Consider the following 15,165-nt stretch of genomic DNA (forward strand, 5'->3'; position numbering starts at 1 on the left):
ATCAAGCGATTGCTAAGTTTTATCATTACAAACGTCGCCTTTCCCAATCGCTCAGCTATCTACAACTGTAGTACTAGGCTAGGCTGTGAATAGTCACTTGTATTCAGCTCTAAGTTAAATGCTGTGAATAAATTAATTAGGGTTCGCTTGTCAACCCCTTCTTCACGAGTTAGTATTTTGGCGAGGGTAGCAGTTGTTAATTGAGTGCGTCCGCTTAATTCTTCTAGTGTAAATTTTTCCCCATATTTTTCATGAAACTCTAACTCTAGTTTTGCGTTCTGAAACTTTTGCCATCCTTCACGAGTTAAAACGATCCCTCGCTTACGCCTTAGCTTGTTTAAGTTCATTAGAACAGCGGGTTTTTAAGAAATGTATCATTCGTCTGCCGATGACATAATATCTGCCGATCGCGGAGGTTTGCAACCGAATTCAAGATGTATCTTTGATCGCATCAGTTTCAATTTTGCAATCCACCTAAAGGTATAAAATTACAGCGAAATCTAATTTTACATGCAACTACTGTAAGCAGTTAAGTAATAAAATTGACTGAGCTAACATGATTTCAACTGACAATCTGCACTTGTAAAAAGGATTTTTGCTATAAAAACTAGGACATTTCAATGAATTGTAGATCGAATCGCATTCAGCACTCACCCCGAGGCGATTGGCAATAAACTTAACTTAAGATACACGTCTCCCCTCGATCGATCTAATTCAGCCTGTCACGCATAATTTTTCCTCAGACGAAAATACCGATCGCACTGTCCAAATGCTGTCTTTTTTCTAGCGATCGCTATTGATACACTTCAGGATTAACGCAATGTGGCAGACGATCGCCCCTAAGTCCAGCAACGAGATTGGCGATCGCCATGCTTGCCATTTTTTCTCGTGTCGGACGGCTGGCACTAGCAATATGAGGTGTAATTATCAGGTTGTCCAACGTCAGCAACAAGCTTTGAGGCGCAATAGGTTCTGGATCGGTGACATCCAAGGCTGCGGCAGCGATTTGTCGCTCCTTCAGTGCTTGATACAAAGCCTCTGAGTCTACAATTTGTCCTCGTGCCGTGTTAATTAAAATTGCCGATCGCTTCATGCGTTGAAATTGCGGCTGGCTAAAAAGATGGTAAGTATCTTCAGTCAAAGGAGCGTGAATCGTGACAAAATCTGACTCTTGCAGCAGGCGATCGAATGTCACGCACTCTGCACCAAGAGATTGTTCTATGTCCAAACGCTGTCGATCTGCATACAAAATGCGCATGTCAAACCCTTTGGCACGGCGAGCTACGGCTTGACCGATCCGCCCTAAACCGACAATACCTAAAGTAGCTCCAGCAATATTCGCTCCTAGCAACAAGTCCGGTTCCCAAGTCTGCCACTGACCCGCACGCACGAACCGATCTGCCTCCACAACTCGCCGTGCTGCTGTCATCAACAACGTCCAAGCAAAGTCTGCGGTCGCATCTGTCAAAACATCAGGCGTGTGACCTACGGGAAGATGTCTGGCAGTCGCAGTTGGGATGTCAATGTTATCGTAGCCAACTGCCATTTGGCTAATGACCTTGAGTGACGTTCCTGCCTCTATTAAGTGTCGATCGATCTGGTCGGTAAGCAGGCACAGCAAGCCATCGATCGCGCCGATCTTTTCCAGTAACACGTCATCAGGAGGCGGTTGGCGCTCCGACCAAACTTCGACATCAGCAATTTGGTCAAGTCGATCTAAGGCGATCGGCAGGCGACGAGTCACAAAAACTTTGAATTTGGACATATGGCAATCTCAGTCATTCATAAGATTAGCGCGTTATGGTTGTCATTCGTCATTGGTCATTAGGCATTTGTTAAATACGTTTGTGCTAGAAGCCCGATCGCGCAATGCACGGCGCATCAATTTATTTGAGGCAGTACGAGGTAAAGCATCAACGATCGCCAGATCGTAAATCTTGAACAGGGGATTGAGCTGCGAAGCGATCGCCTTTTGTAACTGGGTTTTGAGCGTTGCTTTGTCCTGCTGTCGATCTGGTGCAACCACCGCAAAAATGACCAACTGGCTAGGACCCCCTTCTGGAGGAGAGACAGCGATCGCGGCAGTTTGATAAATTCCCGCTACAGAATTGAGGACTTGCTCGATTTCCACCGCGCTGACCTTGATGCCTCCCAAATTCATCGTGTCATCAACGCGACCGCAAGCGCGATAATACCCATTGGGGAGATGTTCGATCCAATCTCCATGACGGCGCAGGGAGAGTAGAGGCGGGTTTACTTGGGGGGTAACTGGTTGATTCGCGAATTGGTCTGATAAACCCGCCCTGACAGCAGACGGAAGAGAGGGGGTATCGGCGAAATAGACGTGGTGATGGTCTTTGTTGAGTAATGTGGTAGAAAGTCCGATGGAAGGGGGGATAATAAACAACTCGCCTTTGTTGGTAGGGCGATCGCCTGCGAGAATGACAAAATCTAATCCTAATGCAGGGGTTGTGAAAGTTGCAGGAGCCGCAGGCTGTACCAGCGTGCCAGTAATATAAGCTCCACCAATCTCAGTCCCACCACAGTATTCGATAATCGGCTTGTATCCTGCTAGAGACATCAAAAACAGCATGTCCTGTGGATTGGAACATTCACCCGTCGAGCTGAATGCTTTAATCGCACTCCAATCCAGCCCTTGCATACAAGCAGTTGTTTTCCAAATGCTGACTAGACTTGGTACTACCCCCAACATATTCACCCGTGCCGCTTGAATAAATTGACCGAATCCTCTCTCGGTGGGTGCGTCGTAGTAGAGAGCAATAGTTGCCCGATTAATTAAACTGGCATAAATCAGCCAAGGTCCCATCATCCAGCCTAGATTGGTTGACCAGGCTACGACATCTCCAGGGTGAATATCTTGGTGCAAGTGTCCGTCAACTGCACCTTTGAGCGGTGTTGTTTGAGTCCAAGGAATAGCTTTGGGTTCTCCCGTAGTGCCAGAGGAAAATAAGATATTAGTATAAGCTTCCGATGCGGTGGCTACGGCATCGAATTGTTCGTTTGAGCTGAGAAATTTCTGCCAAGCTAAATCGCCAGAACGCAGTGTTCCAGACACAGAAGTATCGAGCGACAGCACGACTGCTTTAGGGGCATCGGCATCGATAACTTTGGTATAAAGGGGTAACTGTTTGCTACCACGCTGAATATAGTCTTGGGTAAAAATTGCCTTTGCCTGAGTTATACGCAATCTGACGGCGATCTCGTTGGCAGCAAAACTATCGGCGATAGAAACCACCACGCAGCCAGCTTTAATAATTCCCAGGTAAATCGCTACAGATTCCGCAGTCATGGGCATGGCGATCGCGATCGCATCGCCAGGACGGAAGCCCCAGTCCACAAGCCCATTAGCAACTCGGTTGCTCAAGGCGTGCAGCTCTCCATAGGTCATGGTGGAAAGCACGCCGTCCTGTTGAAAGACGATTGCGGGAGAATTTTCAGGCGCTTGAAAACAGCTCTCAACAATGTTGAAACGAGCATTTACCAGCCATTGAGGAAATTCTACCCCCCGCGAAAGATCGACAATTTGAGTGTACTTCTGCCGGAAACGAATACCCAATCGTTGAATCGTCATCTCCCAGAACCGATCCCGATTCTGCACCGACCAAGCATGAAATTCTCGATAGGAGGCAATTTGCAACTGATGCATTAAAGCAGCGATATTGGTAGACTCAATTTCTTCTTGAGAGGGAAACCAAGCTAGAGCAGGTTTCTGGGATGCGTCCCAGTCGGAGAAGGTAGTTTCGTAAAGGAGTTCGTGCAATGCAAAGGGGCAATCGGGCTTGAGGATGTGACGAGTTAGCTGCTGCCAACACTCCACAGCAGGTAAGGCAGCCAGCCACCGCTCGACTTGCGGTAGAATTGCGATCGCTGTCTGTCGATCGACTCCACAGTTTACTATTTGCTCCAACGATAATTGCTTCACCGTTCACCTCCTGCCTTCTCATGCAGTACCTAACAGGGCGATGACTCCAAATGCCGTACCTATACGTTCCCAGAAGTTAAATCTTTGGTAAGCGCTCTCGCTACGTTGCTGTTGGTAGTGCGCCAGCGCCATTCCCAGACTCAATAAAGCGATCGCCGAGAACGTGGCAAATAACAGGGGACGTGCCATCGATAAGAGGCGAAGTGCCACAGGTATAGAACCCATCAACACCCCCAGCAAACCCCAAGCGATCGCGAAAGCCACTCGATCTCCCCACCGATTTGCAACTGTGACAATCCCTTGAATGCGATCGCCTTCCGCATCATGCACGTCCCAGACAATTTCTTTAGCCAAGGCATAGCAGAATAAAAACCCCATTGGATAAAGCATTGCCAATGGTCGGCAGGCAACCAAACTACCCAGAAAAATCAAAGCCGCAATAGTTGCAGCTACAAGTAGATTGCCAAAAATACCATTGTATGATGCAAGATGCGAATAATTCCAGAGCAAAACAGTACTAATAGCAACCAGAACAAAGGGAGACAAACCTAAAGGGATAGCAGCGATCGCGGCACAGCCGAACAGAATTGCCGCAGCCCACCAAGCTTGTTGCAATGAAAGCCGACCGGAAGGCAAAGGGCGATCGGGATGATTGATGCGGTCTTTAGCTAAATCCCAGTAGTCATTGATGCCGCAAGCAGCAGAGGTCATGCAGACTAAGATAATTGCCGTCAGCAGGTATTGCGGTAGTGCAACTGTGGCATCGAGAGCATAGATTGTGGCACAGCCTGCTAAAGCTGCGAGGATACCAGCTGGCAGCCGAAAAAGCTGAACAAAGGCTCGGATCGAGCTTATCGTGCCAATATAGGGAAAGGAAGGCGTGCTAGCCATAATTGATAAGTCGTAATTCGTAAGTCGAGAATTAACTGGTCACTGGTCACTGGTCACTGGTCACTGGTCACTGGTCACTGGTCACTGAATTCAGTCCGTCCCAAAAGACAGCGATCGCATCGAGAATTTCTCGACCACCTTGGATAAATTTGGTGCGATCGAAGTCTGGTTTGAAATAAACTTCCTCCAGTTCCTCCAGCGTGTGTCCGGCGTGTTGCGCCTCGACACGGTTGTGCCAGGTGAAAAACGCGAGGCGCAAGTGCGGGTGTCGCGTTTGCTTGATGCGCGTTAAGCCATCTTCTAGTTCTTGCCAAAAGCCAGCCGCCGCCCAGTTTTCGACTGCAAAGCTAGCACCCTCAGCGATCTGCGGATCGGCGCTACCGTAGAGGCGGATTAATTCATCGCAGAAGTGCAAAGTTGTCGGACTACCCTGCTTGCGCTTACCAATGTCGCCATAGCTCAGACCTAACCCCTCAGCAACACCAACTAGCCACTCAAAATGAGCTGCTTGAAAACGGCAAATTCCACCGTCTACTGTACCCTCAGTGCTGACCAGTTCAGGATCGCCTTCGCGGTCTTTTTCTGCACTCTGGGTAACGCGGCTACTACCTGTCTGTCCTAGCTTGCGATAGATTACGCCTAGCTCGTTGAGCAAAATTTCTCGGCTAGCACGCGATTGTTGCAACGTCGCTGAATTAATGACTTTTTGTAAAGCTGCAATCAAAAATTGGTTAGAAAAAACTGAAAACTGTTGAATAAAGTAGACTAGCTCCTCATCTGTAGCCCTACCCTCGCGAAACCAACGGGTATAGGCGTTATTAGTAATGATGCGGTGCTGCATGAATTCGCGATCGACTTCGACCAGAAAATCTCTAAACTCGTCTACTCGATCCTGAGTCAGTTCGCCTTGGCGCAAGCGTTCCTCAATCCGCGCAGAAATAGTTAATCTACTTGAAGATGTTGTCAAAAGAGAAGTCATAATTTATTACTCCTAACGGTAATGGAGCTTTTGAGTAGAGGGGACAAGGAGGACAAGGAGGACAAGGAGGACAAGGAGGACAAGGGGGACAAGGAAGCAGTTACGAATGATCGATGACCAATGACTAATGATTAACCCAACTATACGAATAGTCTTTGTCCTCAAATTTAAGAGCGTGCTGTGTCAACTTCAGCGGACGAAAGGTATCGATCATCACAGCGAGTTCGTCAGTCCGTTCTTTTCCAATTGACCCCTCGTACATGCCTGGGTGAGGACCGTGGGGAATACCCCTGGGATGAACGGTAATCGATGCCCGTTCAATTCCTTTACGCGACATAAATTTCCCTTCAACGTAGTAAATCACCTCATCTGAATCGACGTTGGAATGGTTGTATGGAGCCGGAATTGCTAAAGGGTGATAATCAAACAGACGCGGTACAAAGGAACACAAAACAAATCCGGGGGCTTCAAATGTTTGATGTACTGGAGGTGGTTGGTGAACCCGACCTGTAATTGCCTCAAAGTCTTCGATGTTGAAGGCAAAGGGCCAAAGATGCCCATCCCATCCCACAACATCTAAGGGATGATGGTGATAGAGGTAGCTAGTAATCTGGTTTCCAGCTTTGACTCGAACCTCAAATTCTCCTTCCTCATCGTGGACGATTAGTTGGTTTGGCGGACGAATATCGCGTTCGCAGTAGGGGGAGTGTTCGAGAAATTGACCGTAGCGATTGAGATAACGTGCTGGTGGCTCGATGTGTCCGTAAGCTTCTACAACCAACATGCGCTGCTCGACTGCTGCATCAGGGAGGATACGCCAAAGAACTCCCGTGGGAATCACCAAGTAATCGCCAGGTCGGTAGAAGAGATTACCAAACTGAGTTTCTAGTATGCCGCTCCCGTCATGGATGAAAATGACTTCATCGCCGCAGGCGAACCGATACCAATAGTGCATGGGTCGTGTCGGGCAAGCGACTGATATGCAAATCTCTGAATTTGCCATCAAGGGGATGCGCGATTCCACCGCATCGCCTTTCGCTGTCATATTTGCCGTGCGTAGGTGGCGGTGATGCAAGGGGCTTTGGTCTTCGTAGGGAATTTCTACGTTGCCCTCGATCCAAATTTTCTGAATTTGCGTGGGTGGATGCAGGTGGTAGAGCAAAGATTGCACGCCTGAGAAGCCACGAAGCCCGATCGATTCTTCGTGATACAGAGAGCCATTTAGTTGACGAAATTGAGTGTGTCGTTTGTGAGGAATGTTCCCCAAATAGTAGTAATAAGTCATGGTTTCACACCGTGGCGATCGCCAAATTGCCTCTCAACGTTTGCTCGCGTTCGATCGCGACAAACAAGGATTTGAAATTCCCCTCACCGAAGCCTTGCGCTCCGTGTCGCTCAATGACCTCAAAGAACAGCGTCGGTCGGTCTTGTACTGGCTGGGTAAAAATTTGGAATAAATACCCATCTTCTTCTCGATCTACTAAGATGCCCAACTCGGCTAGCCGCTCGATTGGCTCCTCGATTTTTCCTACTCGCTCCTCTAAGTTTTCGTAGTACGTTTTTGGTGTCGAGAGAAACTCAACTCCTGCTGCCCGCATCTGAGTGACTGTCTCGACGATGCTGTCGGTCGCGCAGGCAACGTGTTGAATTCCGGCTCCGTGGTAATATTCCAAGTACTCTTCAATTTGAGATTTACCCTTGCCTAAAGCTGGTTCGTTAATGGGTAATTTAATCGTACCCGTGCTGTCCTGCATTACTTTGGACATTAAGGCTGAGTACTCAGTAGAAATAGCGCGATCGTCAAAATGTATTAATAGGTTAAAGCCCATCGTCTCAGCAAAAAACTGCGTCCACCTCTCCATTGCCCCTAGTTCTACATTTGCAACTACGTGGTCAATGGTTTTCAGTCCCACTCCTTTGCGGTTGGCATGTAGATTCCGAGGTTCAAAACCAGGAGCAAAAACACCTGCATAATTACTGCGATCGACGAACTCGATTAAGGTATCGCCATAAGCATGAATCGCACTGTAGCGTAACACTCCATAATTATCTTGTGCTTCCGTCGGGGCGATCGCTCCCACCGCACCTCGTCGAGTTGTTTCTTGATAGGCGCTAACAACATCAGGGACTTCTAAAGCAATAATGGCAATTCCGTCGCCGTGTTTGAGTACGCTTTTAGAGATGGGATGTTCTGGATGCAGTCCCGTACTCAAAACAAAGCGAATATCTCCTTGCTCTAGTACGTATGAGGCAGTGGCGCGACTATTAGTCTCTAGTCCTCGATAGGCAGCGATCGTGAATCCAAAACACTTGGAATAAAATAGTGCTGCCTGCCTTGCGTTCCCAACATAGAACTCAAGGTGGTCAAATCGCTTAATCGGGCAAAAATCGCTCATTGGGATTTCTCCTTTGAAGAAGCTTGTCCAATTGCCCAACCTGCGACTGAATCTCATCAGACAATTGGAGCGATTGAAACGCAGACACTTCTAACTCTCTATTTGCGTTACCGAGGCAGCACAATCTGACACGAACGCTACCGCACTACCTTTTGCGTCACATTTGTGTGAGACCGTTGTTGTTCAGGAGCTGAAGTTGTCTTTTAATTTGATATTCGAGTTGTTGTTAACCAAAAGACTCTAATAAAATTATAAAACTTATTTTTTAGCTCCATATAGCATGAATTGTGAACTAATAAACTTGGTTGGGTTTATGTATTTTATTTATCTATCTTTAGGTGTAATTCTTTAAGCGTAACCGAGCAGTCCACCCAAGAGATAGAGTGACAATTAGGCGGTAGTGTTCTAAGCCAGCGGGAGTTGAATTTGAAAAGTGGAACCCTGCCCAGAAACGCTTTTGACGTTAATTTCACCGCCGTGAGCGCGAACGATCTGTTGGGCGATCGCTAACCCCAATCCAAAACCGCCTGTTTTACGCGCTCGCTTAGAATCGACACGATAAAAGCGATCGAAAATCCGAGGTAAATCCGATTGGGGAATGCCAATGCCGCTATCCTCAACTTGAATTACAGCTTGATGAAAACGGGTAAAAAGTCGTAATTGCACGCTCCCGCCAGCTGGCGTGTACTTAAAAGCGTTACTCAACAAATTTACAACTGCTTGTTGCAGTAAGTCTGAGTCGATTTTCACCTTGACTGTATGTTGAGGTAATTTGATGGCAAAATTTACATTTTGGGTTGTGGTTTGGGTTGCGATCTGAGAAGTATAATTATCTGCTAATTCTTTTAGCCAGCTTGTCAAGTCAACCTCTACCAAAGACTGAGTCGTTAATTGCCCTTCATGCCTTGCGAGAAATAGCAACTGACCAATCAAAGCCTCCATCGACTTCGCCACTTTGACAATCTTCTCAAATCGCAGCCGCTGTTGTGAAGGATCGCTCGATTTGGAAATCACTCCAACTTGAGCATTGCTCATCACTGCTGCTAGTGGCGCTCGTAATTCGTGGGAAGCATCAGACGTAAAGCGTTGGAGTTGGTCGTAGCTGTCTCGAATCGGTTGCATTGCTAACCCTGCCAGCAGCCAACCAGCTAAGCCGACAATTCCTATAGTCACTGGTACTATCAGCAATAAAACTAATCGTAATTGGGCTAGCTCTTGCTGTGTAGGTGCGAGTGGAATGGCGACTTGCAGATAACCAATTAACAACTCGCTTTGGTAAACAGGCAAAGTCACTTGGCGCAGCCAGACAGAAGTAGGTGCTGTCTGGGTGTCGTTGTTAACAGTTTCTAACGTGGAAAATCCAGGCGATACAGTTAGCTCAGATGGGGGTGTCGTACCGAAAAATTGTACGAGTTGCCTTTGAGAGTTGTACCACCGCGCGTAGACAACATCCGTCCCAATGGGTGGGGTGTTAGTCCCTACCAGCGGTACATTTTCTAAATTTACTTGCTTTGTCAGCCAGTTATACTCGGCGTTCACCGCCATGACGCTAGTTTTTTTGTAAAGTAGGCGATCGAGATCCTCCAACTCATCTAAGATCGTCAGGTAGTAGATTACCCCTGCAAACGCGACTAAAATACTACCCATCGTCACGGTAAACCACAGAGCAATATTAATACGACTACGAGCAAACCTGCGGTTAAACATGAACAGTGGTAGTTGGTAATTGGTAGTTGTTAATTGGTGAGCGGTTAACGATCCGAAACAGTTTTAACTTACGACTTAGGACTTACGACTTGCTCAACGGTAGGTTTAAAGCGATAACCCATACCATATATAGTTTCAATCCAGTCGGCGGCATTGACTAATTGCAGGCGTTGACGCAGCCGTCGTATCAGTGCAGTCACGGCGTTACTTTCAGGCTCAGAACCCCATTCCCATAATGCTTGTTCGATTTGGTCGCGGCTGAGAACGTGGTTAGGATGACGCAGAAAATACTCTAGTAAATGAAATTCCCTTGGAGCCAATTCTATAGCAATTCCATCTCGTTCCAAAACTAGGGTGTCAAGATGAAGTTGTAAATCTACCAGCCGCAGAATATCTCCCTGCCACATGGGCGATCGCCTCCCCAATGCCCGCACTCGTGCCAAAAGTTCTAAAATATCTATCGGTTTAACCAGATAATCGTCCGCCCCTGCATCTAAGCCCGTAATTTTATCTGGGGTCGTATCTTTAGCCGTCAACATCAGTACGGGGGACGTTTTGCCCGTTTGTCGATACTGACGACAGAGCGATACCCCACTTACTTCTGGCAGCATCCAGTCTAAAATCAATAAGTCGTAATCTTTTTGAGACAGCAGCCATTGTGCCATTGCCCCATCATCAACACCATCGACAATATGTCCGGCTTCAGTCAAGGCAGTTTGCAGTGGTTCTAACTGTTCGCTGTCGTCTTCCACCAATAAAATTCTCATAATCCCAGCCTGCGATCGCGTGTTCTGGAGTTAACTATTTTCTGATTATCTTTAAACTAGGAAATATCAACCGATTGGCATATCCCCCACCAGTGAGATTCTCAGATTGACCCTTTGGGAAAAACTCGCTCCAAAATCGCTCCTTTGAAGTACCAGTTCCAATCCCTATCTATGTTCCATTGGTTGCTAAAATTGTCTGCTTTACCGCTGAAGTTTCTGCTACCTTTACCATTACTCTTAGCTGCTTTTGGACTGTTTGGCGAGCCACTCACAAATCGAGTGTTAAGTCTTTCCTTCGTGGGACTAGATAAGCTACAAGCTGAAAATTCCCATCTCCAAGTACAGTTACTAGTAAAAGCAATAGTGGTTAAAGCTGAGATCGAGAGAGAGTTAGAGTTTACTGAAGTTGAGATTGAGATTACCAAATCGCCAGTGAAAAAGTTACGATTTGAGTTTCCCAATGTTGATGCGATCGCTTTACAAACTATACTTGCTCGCGAATTAAACCTTGCTTCTGGAGGCAGAGAATTACAATCCGGTATGCAAATTTAGGGGCAATTTAAATTTAATATCCAAGGAATATTAGCCCAGGTAGCTTTTTTCAATTACTGATAACTTTGTAAAGAGGTTACATGTAACCTCTTTACACTACTCACTACTCACTCTCTACTGATAACTGATAGCCTCTACTAAAGCTATGGAAGTAAAAATTCTTGGGACTGCCGCAGGTGGGGGACTGCCGCAGTGGAACTGTTACTGTCCTAATTGCCAAGCAGTCCGCGCCTCTAGTGCAGGTGTATGCTGGCTCAATCAGTCCTCAATTGCAGTACGGGCAAATAACCAACCTTGGTTTTTAGTCAATGCTTCCCCAGACGTGCGCCAGCAACTTGAGTTATTGCGGGACGGCAAACCAGTTTCCATCCGCTCTAGCCCGATTGCTGGGATTCTGCTCACAGATGCAGAAATTGACCACACCACAGGGTTGATTTTGTTGCGGGAATCTTCCGAACCACTGCGTGTTTACGGCACTGATACAGTTCGTATAGCACTGACGGAAGGGTTTCCATTACTATCGACTTTAGCAGGCTATTGCGGGGTAAAATGGTCGTTACTCGAACCTGGCATACCGATAAACCTGGGACTGGATGCAGCAAATCAACTAGAAGTAGAGGCGTTTCCTCTGGCTGCCAAACCACCAAAATACATGCGTCACAAGGCTGTAGCAGATGAAGTGTGGGTTGTAGGTTTTACGTTTCGCGCCAGTGGCAAAGTGATGACATATGCCCCAGGTTTAGCTCAGTTAGATGACACCGTATTAGAACGGTTTGAATCTAGCGATTGCATTCTGATTGATGGGACGTGTTGGCAAGATGACGAGTTGGTAAGTTTGGGCATTGCCAATCGCAAAGCACGGGAGATGGGACACCTACCTCTTTCAGGAGCGGAAGGCAGCATTCAGCATCTCGCGCAACTACGCCACCCGCGCAAAATTTTGGTTCATATCAACAATACCAATCCAATTCTCATGGCTAATTCTCAGGAGCGGCAAGTTGTCGAGAAGGCAGGTATTGAAGTGGGTGATGACGGTTTGACAATTGAGCTATAAGATCCCATCAGGAGAAAGAGAGCCGTGCCGGAATTGATGCATTCAGAACAAAAAGCGTGGACGCAGGCAGAATTAGAAGCGGTACTGCGATCGCAGCACCAACGTTACCACCACTTACACCCCTTCCACGTCCGCATGAATCATGGAGATTTGACACCCCAAGAGGTACGTCGTTGGGTAGCAAATAGATTTTACTATCAAAAAAGCATTCCACTCAAAGATGCTGCTATCCTATCCAACTGTCCCATTTTAGAAGTGCGACGGCAATGGATCGATCGCATCATCGATCACGACGGACGCAGTCAGGGCGAAGGCGGAATTGAAGCGTGGCTAAAATTAGGTGAAGCAGTTGGTTTGTCCCGCCAAGAGTTGTTAGACGAGCAACACGTCATCCCAGGAGTACGATTTGCTGTCGATGCTTACGTCAATTTTTGTCGCACTCGACCTTGGATTGAGGCTGTCGCTGCTTCACTGACAGAATTATTTGGTCCAGATGCGATCCGAGTGCGCTTGGTTGCCCTAGAACAACATTATCCCTGGATCGATCCTACCGGATTCGATTATTTTAGGAAGCGACTGGAGCAAGCACCGCGAGATGCCCGATATGCTTTAGATTTAGTCTTGAAGTATTGTCGCAGCCGCGAATCTCAAGAACGAGCAGTTCAAGCCCTAGCGTTCAAGTGCGATCTACTCTGGAGCCAGTTAGAAGCGATCGAACGAGGTGAAACGCGACTAAATAGGTAATTGGTAATTGGTAATTGACTGTTATTCTCCTCTGCTTTAGAAGAGGTATTAGAACAGCCTCTGACTTTGGTACATCGCTTGTCGGCGACAGGAGCTACTTTTTAGAAACAAAGCACCTTCACTAGGTGTTTTGTAGTAGCGATAAATTGCGATCGCCTGCTAGAATCGTCAGCATTGAATTGAGTCGTTTGCAACATATTTATACGGGTTGTCTTGACACATTCTTGTCATATTTATACCTCAGAATAGAAACATCTAAAGAGTTCGGAAGTTGAACTAATCCAATGTTAAAGTTGTTGCATTTGAGTGCTGCGATCGCTGCTATTCTTGGCGCTCAGATTAGTAGCAGCAGTTTGCCTATTGCCGCTCAAACCGTTACCAGAGAAGTTGAGCCAAGTAACCGTGAATTTTTGACGGCACAAATATACCGATCGAACCCCAGGAACGAAGAAGGAATAGATCCTAACCTGATGCTAGCTTTAGCAGGCTTGGCAGGTGGCGCTGCGGCGATCGCCTTAGCCGCTAGAAACAACGGACACTTCAAATCTCCAGCGACATCGCGTCCTGTTGCTGTAGGAGGTTCCGTTCGCGTCGAGCAAGGTAGCCGTCATCTTCAGAAAAGATTAATGAGTCTGCTGCATGACGAAAGAGAAACAGCCAACCGCCTTTTATCTCAAGCTCAAAAGAAAAACCCGCACCAGTCAGTTGATTGGTATATGGAAAAGGTGATCTACGACCTCAAACGCGATCGCGGCGGCTATTAAAGGAGATGTAAGAGCGCACAGTTGTGCGCTCTTACACAACACCATAGTTCCTCAGATAGACTTGCAATTTGTGAGAAATTGAAACAATAGGGAGGGTAACTCTAATTTAAAAGTCATAAACACTATGAGCTTTAGTTTTTTTGACCTATTCTGGGTTTTTCTCTTCTTTTCTTCGCTGCAACCAGTATGGCAGCGTCGTCAGATGGAATTTCGTCGCGTCAAAACTATCCAAGAATTTGAACGGGGTCGCAATAGTCGTACGATCCTGCTGATTCACCGTCAAGAGTCAATTAGCTTGTTGGGAATTCCCCTTTCTCGTTACATCACGATTGAAGACTCAGAACAAGTCTTGAGAGCAATTCGCCTCACTCCACCTAATGTCCCCATCGATTTAATTCTGCATACTCCTGGGGGTTTAGTCTTAGCAACCGAGCAAATTGCTAGAGCCTTAATTCGCCATCCAGCTAAAGTAACGGTGTTTGTCCCCCACTATGCTATGAGTGGTGGCACGATGCTAGCACTAGCAGCTGATGAAATTGTGATGGATGCTAACGCTGTTTTGGGACCAGTCGATCCGCAGTTAGGCAACTTTCCCGCTGCAAGTATTCTCAAAGTAGTGGAAGATAAGCCTATCGGCGATGTAGACGATCAAACCCTAATTATGGCTGATTTGTCGCGTAAAGCGATCGCTCAAGTTCAGCGCTTTGTCCGCACGTTGTTAAAAGACGATATTCCCAAACAGAAAATCTCGCCGGAAAATATTGAAAAGATTGTCGAGACGCTAACGACGGGACAAGTCACTCACGACTACCCTATCACCGTAGAAGAAGCGACAGAACTGGGACTGCCAATTACAGTAGGATTGCCAAGATCGATCTACGACCTGATGGAATTGTATCCTCAACCGCAGGGAGGTCGTCCCAGCGTCCAGTATATCCCGATGCCATATGGCGATCGCCGTCCGAGATTACCCGAACCCAAGGGTAGACCGTTACCAGATCCGATGGAACCATAATTCTTGTAGAGACGTTACGTGTAACGTCTCTATAGAAGCATCTAACAAAACAAAACTGAAAATAAAAGCAGGGTTTTTCTTCCCCTGCTGTTAACTTATGGTTGTGAGATTTTGGTTACGCAGCTTTCCTGAAATCGTCTTCATCTATATCGTGAATTCTCTTAACTTGAGAATCATATTTTTTAGGAGATCGTTCTGACATTTTAATATTCTGTTGTTGGAGTTGATGAAGCATATAGATTTTATCAACTAGCTTGGATTTGTCGATTCTATGGCTACCTCTCATAAGTTCCTCCTGTTGTCTTTGTTTGCATGAAATCAAAATATAGACAAAGAAAGTGACTTATTCGAGA

The 15,165-nt window shown here is 46.7% G+C and carries 14 protein-coding genes; 5 read left to right on the top strand and 9 right to left on the bottom strand.

Annotation, left to right across the window (positions count from 1 at the left end):
* Window positions 1-59 precede the first annotated feature (59 nt).
* The 9 genes from DSM107010_RS29045 to rppA all read right to left on the bottom strand — a co-directional run bounded on the left by DSM107010_RS29045 (window position 60) and on the right by rppA (window position 10,683).
* A complete protein-coding gene (locus DSM107010_RS29045; protein ID WP_241994391.1) occupies window positions 60-347 on the bottom strand; it encodes a hypothetical protein in 288 nt (95 codons plus the stop codon).
* A gap of 446 nt (window positions 348-793) precedes the next feature.
* Window positions 794-1,765: a 2-hydroxyacid dehydrogenase gene (locus DSM107010_RS29050; RefSeq protein WP_106166902.1), complete on the bottom strand. Its 972-nt coding sequence runs from the start codon at window positions 1,763-1,765 to the stop codon at window positions 794-796.
* Between the two features lie 42 nt (window positions 1,766-1,807).
* Window positions 1,808-3,943 carry an AMP-binding protein gene (locus DSM107010_RS29055; RefSeq protein ID WP_106166901.1) on the bottom strand — a complete coding sequence of 712 codons (2,136 nt, stop codon included), beginning with the start codon at window positions 3,941-3,943 and terminating at the stop codon, window positions 1,808-1,810.
* A gap of 18 nt (window positions 3,944-3,961) precedes the next feature.
* Entirely contained in the window at window positions 3,962-4,834 is an 873-nt protein-coding gene (locus tag DSM107010_RS29060) for a geranylgeranylglycerol-phosphate geranylgeranyltransferase (RefSeq protein ID WP_106166900.1), read from the bottom strand.
* A gap of 67 nt (window positions 4,835-4,901) precedes the next feature.
* Complete coding sequence (locus DSM107010_RS29065) at window positions 4,902-5,813, bottom strand: hypothetical protein (RefSeq protein WP_015155316.1); 912 nt, start codon at window positions 5,811-5,813, stop codon at window positions 4,902-4,904.
* A 124-nt stretch (window positions 5,814-5,937) separates the two neighbouring features.
* Entirely contained in the window at window positions 5,938-7,098 is a 1,161-nt protein-coding gene (locus tag DSM107010_RS29070; RefSeq protein ID WP_106166899.1) for a homogentisate 1,2-dioxygenase, read from the bottom strand.
* Window positions 7,099-7,102: 4 nt separating this feature from the next.
* Window positions 7,103-8,209 (bottom strand): 4-hydroxyphenylpyruvate dioxygenase, encoded by a 1,107-nt coding sequence (gene hppD, locus DSM107010_RS29075; RefSeq protein WP_015155318.1) that lies wholly within the window; start codon window positions 8,207-8,209, stop codon window positions 7,103-7,105.
* 405 nt (window positions 8,210-8,614) lie between these two features.
* The gene (locus DSM107010_RS29080; protein WP_106166898.1) at window positions 8,615-9,916 is read right to left on the bottom strand and encodes a sensor histidine kinase; all 1,302 of its coding nucleotides are present in this window, start codon (window positions 9,914-9,916) and stop codon (window positions 8,615-8,617) included.
* A gap of 68 nt (window positions 9,917-9,984) precedes the next feature.
* The gene (rppA, locus tag DSM107010_RS29085) at window positions 9,985-10,683 is read right to left on the bottom strand and encodes a two-component system response regulator RppA (RefSeq protein ID WP_015155320.1); all 699 of its coding nucleotides are present in this window, start codon (window positions 10,681-10,683) and stop codon (window positions 9,985-9,987) included.
* Between the two features lie 171 nt (window positions 10,684-10,854).
* Between rppA and DSM107010_RS29090 the strand changes: the two genes are divergently transcribed.
* The 5 genes from DSM107010_RS29090 to DSM107010_RS29110 all read left to right on the top strand — a co-directional run bounded on the left by DSM107010_RS29090 (window position 10,855) and on the right by DSM107010_RS29110 (window position 14,812).
* Window positions 10,855-11,235, top strand: a complete 381-nt coding sequence (locus tag DSM107010_RS29090) for a hypothetical protein (protein ID WP_181246325.1) — start codon at window positions 10,855-10,857, stop codon at window positions 11,233-11,235.
* Window positions 11,236-11,380: 145 nt separating this feature from the next.
* Entirely contained in the window at window positions 11,381-12,289 is a 909-nt protein-coding gene (gene pqqB, locus DSM107010_RS29095; protein WP_106166897.1) for a pyrroloquinoline quinone biosynthesis protein PqqB, read from the top strand.
* A gap of 36 nt (window positions 12,290-12,325) precedes the next feature.
* Entirely contained in the window at window positions 12,326-13,033 is a 708-nt protein-coding gene (pqqC, locus tag DSM107010_RS29100) for a pyrroloquinoline-quinone synthase PqqC (RefSeq protein ID WP_106166896.1), read from the top strand.
* Window positions 13,034-13,317: 284 nt separating this feature from the next.
* Window positions 13,318-13,797, top strand: coding sequence for a hypothetical protein (locus DSM107010_RS29105; protein WP_106166895.1), 480 nt, complete (start codon window positions 13,318-13,320; stop codon window positions 13,795-13,797).
* Between the two features lie 124 nt (window positions 13,798-13,921).
* The gene (locus DSM107010_RS29110) at window positions 13,922-14,812 is read left to right on the top strand and encodes an SDH family Clp fold serine proteinase (protein WP_015155325.1); all 891 of its coding nucleotides are present in this window, start codon (window positions 13,922-13,924) and stop codon (window positions 14,810-14,812) included.
* Window positions 14,813-15,165 lie beyond the last annotated feature (353 nt).

Source organism: Chroococcidiopsis cubana SAG 39.79, assembly GCF_003991895.1.
In the GTDB taxonomy this organism is placed as follows: Bacteria; Cyanobacteriota; Cyanobacteriia; order Cyanobacteriales; family Chroococcidiopsidaceae; genus Chroococcidiopsis; species Chroococcidiopsis thermalis.

Excerpts from the sequence above, each read along its gene's own strand:
- DSM107010_RS29045 (WP_241994391.1), bottom strand. The coding sequence starts at position 347 with ATGAACTTAAACAAGCTAAGGCGTAAGCGAGGGATCGTTTTAACTCGT.
- DSM107010_RS29050 (WP_106166902.1), bottom strand. The coding sequence starts at position 1,765 with ATGTCCAAATTCAAAGTTTTTGTGACTCGTCGCCTGCCGATCGCCTTA.
- DSM107010_RS29060 (WP_106166900.1), bottom strand. The coding sequence starts at position 4,834 with ATGGCTAGCACGCCTTCCTTTCCCTATATTGGCACGATAAGCTCGATC.
- DSM107010_RS29065 (WP_015155316.1), bottom strand. The coding sequence starts at position 5,813 with ATGACTTCTCTTTTGACAACATCTTCAAGTAGATTAACTATTTCTGCG.
- DSM107010_RS29070 (WP_106166899.1), bottom strand. The coding sequence starts at position 7,098 with ATGACTTATTACTACTATTTGGGGAACATTCCTCACAAACGACACACT.
- hppD (WP_015155318.1), bottom strand. The coding sequence starts at position 8,209 with ATGAGCGATTTTTGCCCGATTAAGCGATTTGACCACCTTGAGTTCTAT.
- DSM107010_RS29080 (WP_106166898.1), bottom strand. The coding sequence starts at position 9,916 with ATGTTTAACCGCAGGTTTGCTCGTAGTCGTATTAATATTGCTCTGTGG.
- rppA (WP_015155320.1), bottom strand. The coding sequence starts at position 10,683 with ATGAGAATTTTATTGGTGGAAGACGACAGCGAACAGTTAGAACCACTG.
- DSM107010_RS29090 (WP_181246325.1), top strand. The coding sequence starts at position 10,855 with ATGTTCCATTGGTTGCTAAAATTGTCTGCTTTACCGCTGAAGTTTCTG.
- pqqB (WP_106166897.1), top strand. The coding sequence starts at position 11,381 with ATGGAAGTAAAAATTCTTGGGACTGCCGCAGGTGGGGGACTGCCGCAG.
- pqqC (WP_106166896.1), top strand. The coding sequence starts at position 12,326 with ATGCATTCAGAACAAAAAGCGTGGACGCAGGCAGAATTAGAAGCGGTA.
- DSM107010_RS29105 (WP_106166895.1), top strand. The coding sequence starts at position 13,318 with ATGTTAAAGTTGTTGCATTTGAGTGCTGCGATCGCTGCTATTCTTGGC.
- DSM107010_RS29110 (WP_015155325.1), top strand. The coding sequence starts at position 13,922 with ATGAGCTTTAGTTTTTTTGACCTATTCTGGGTTTTTCTCTTCTTTTCT.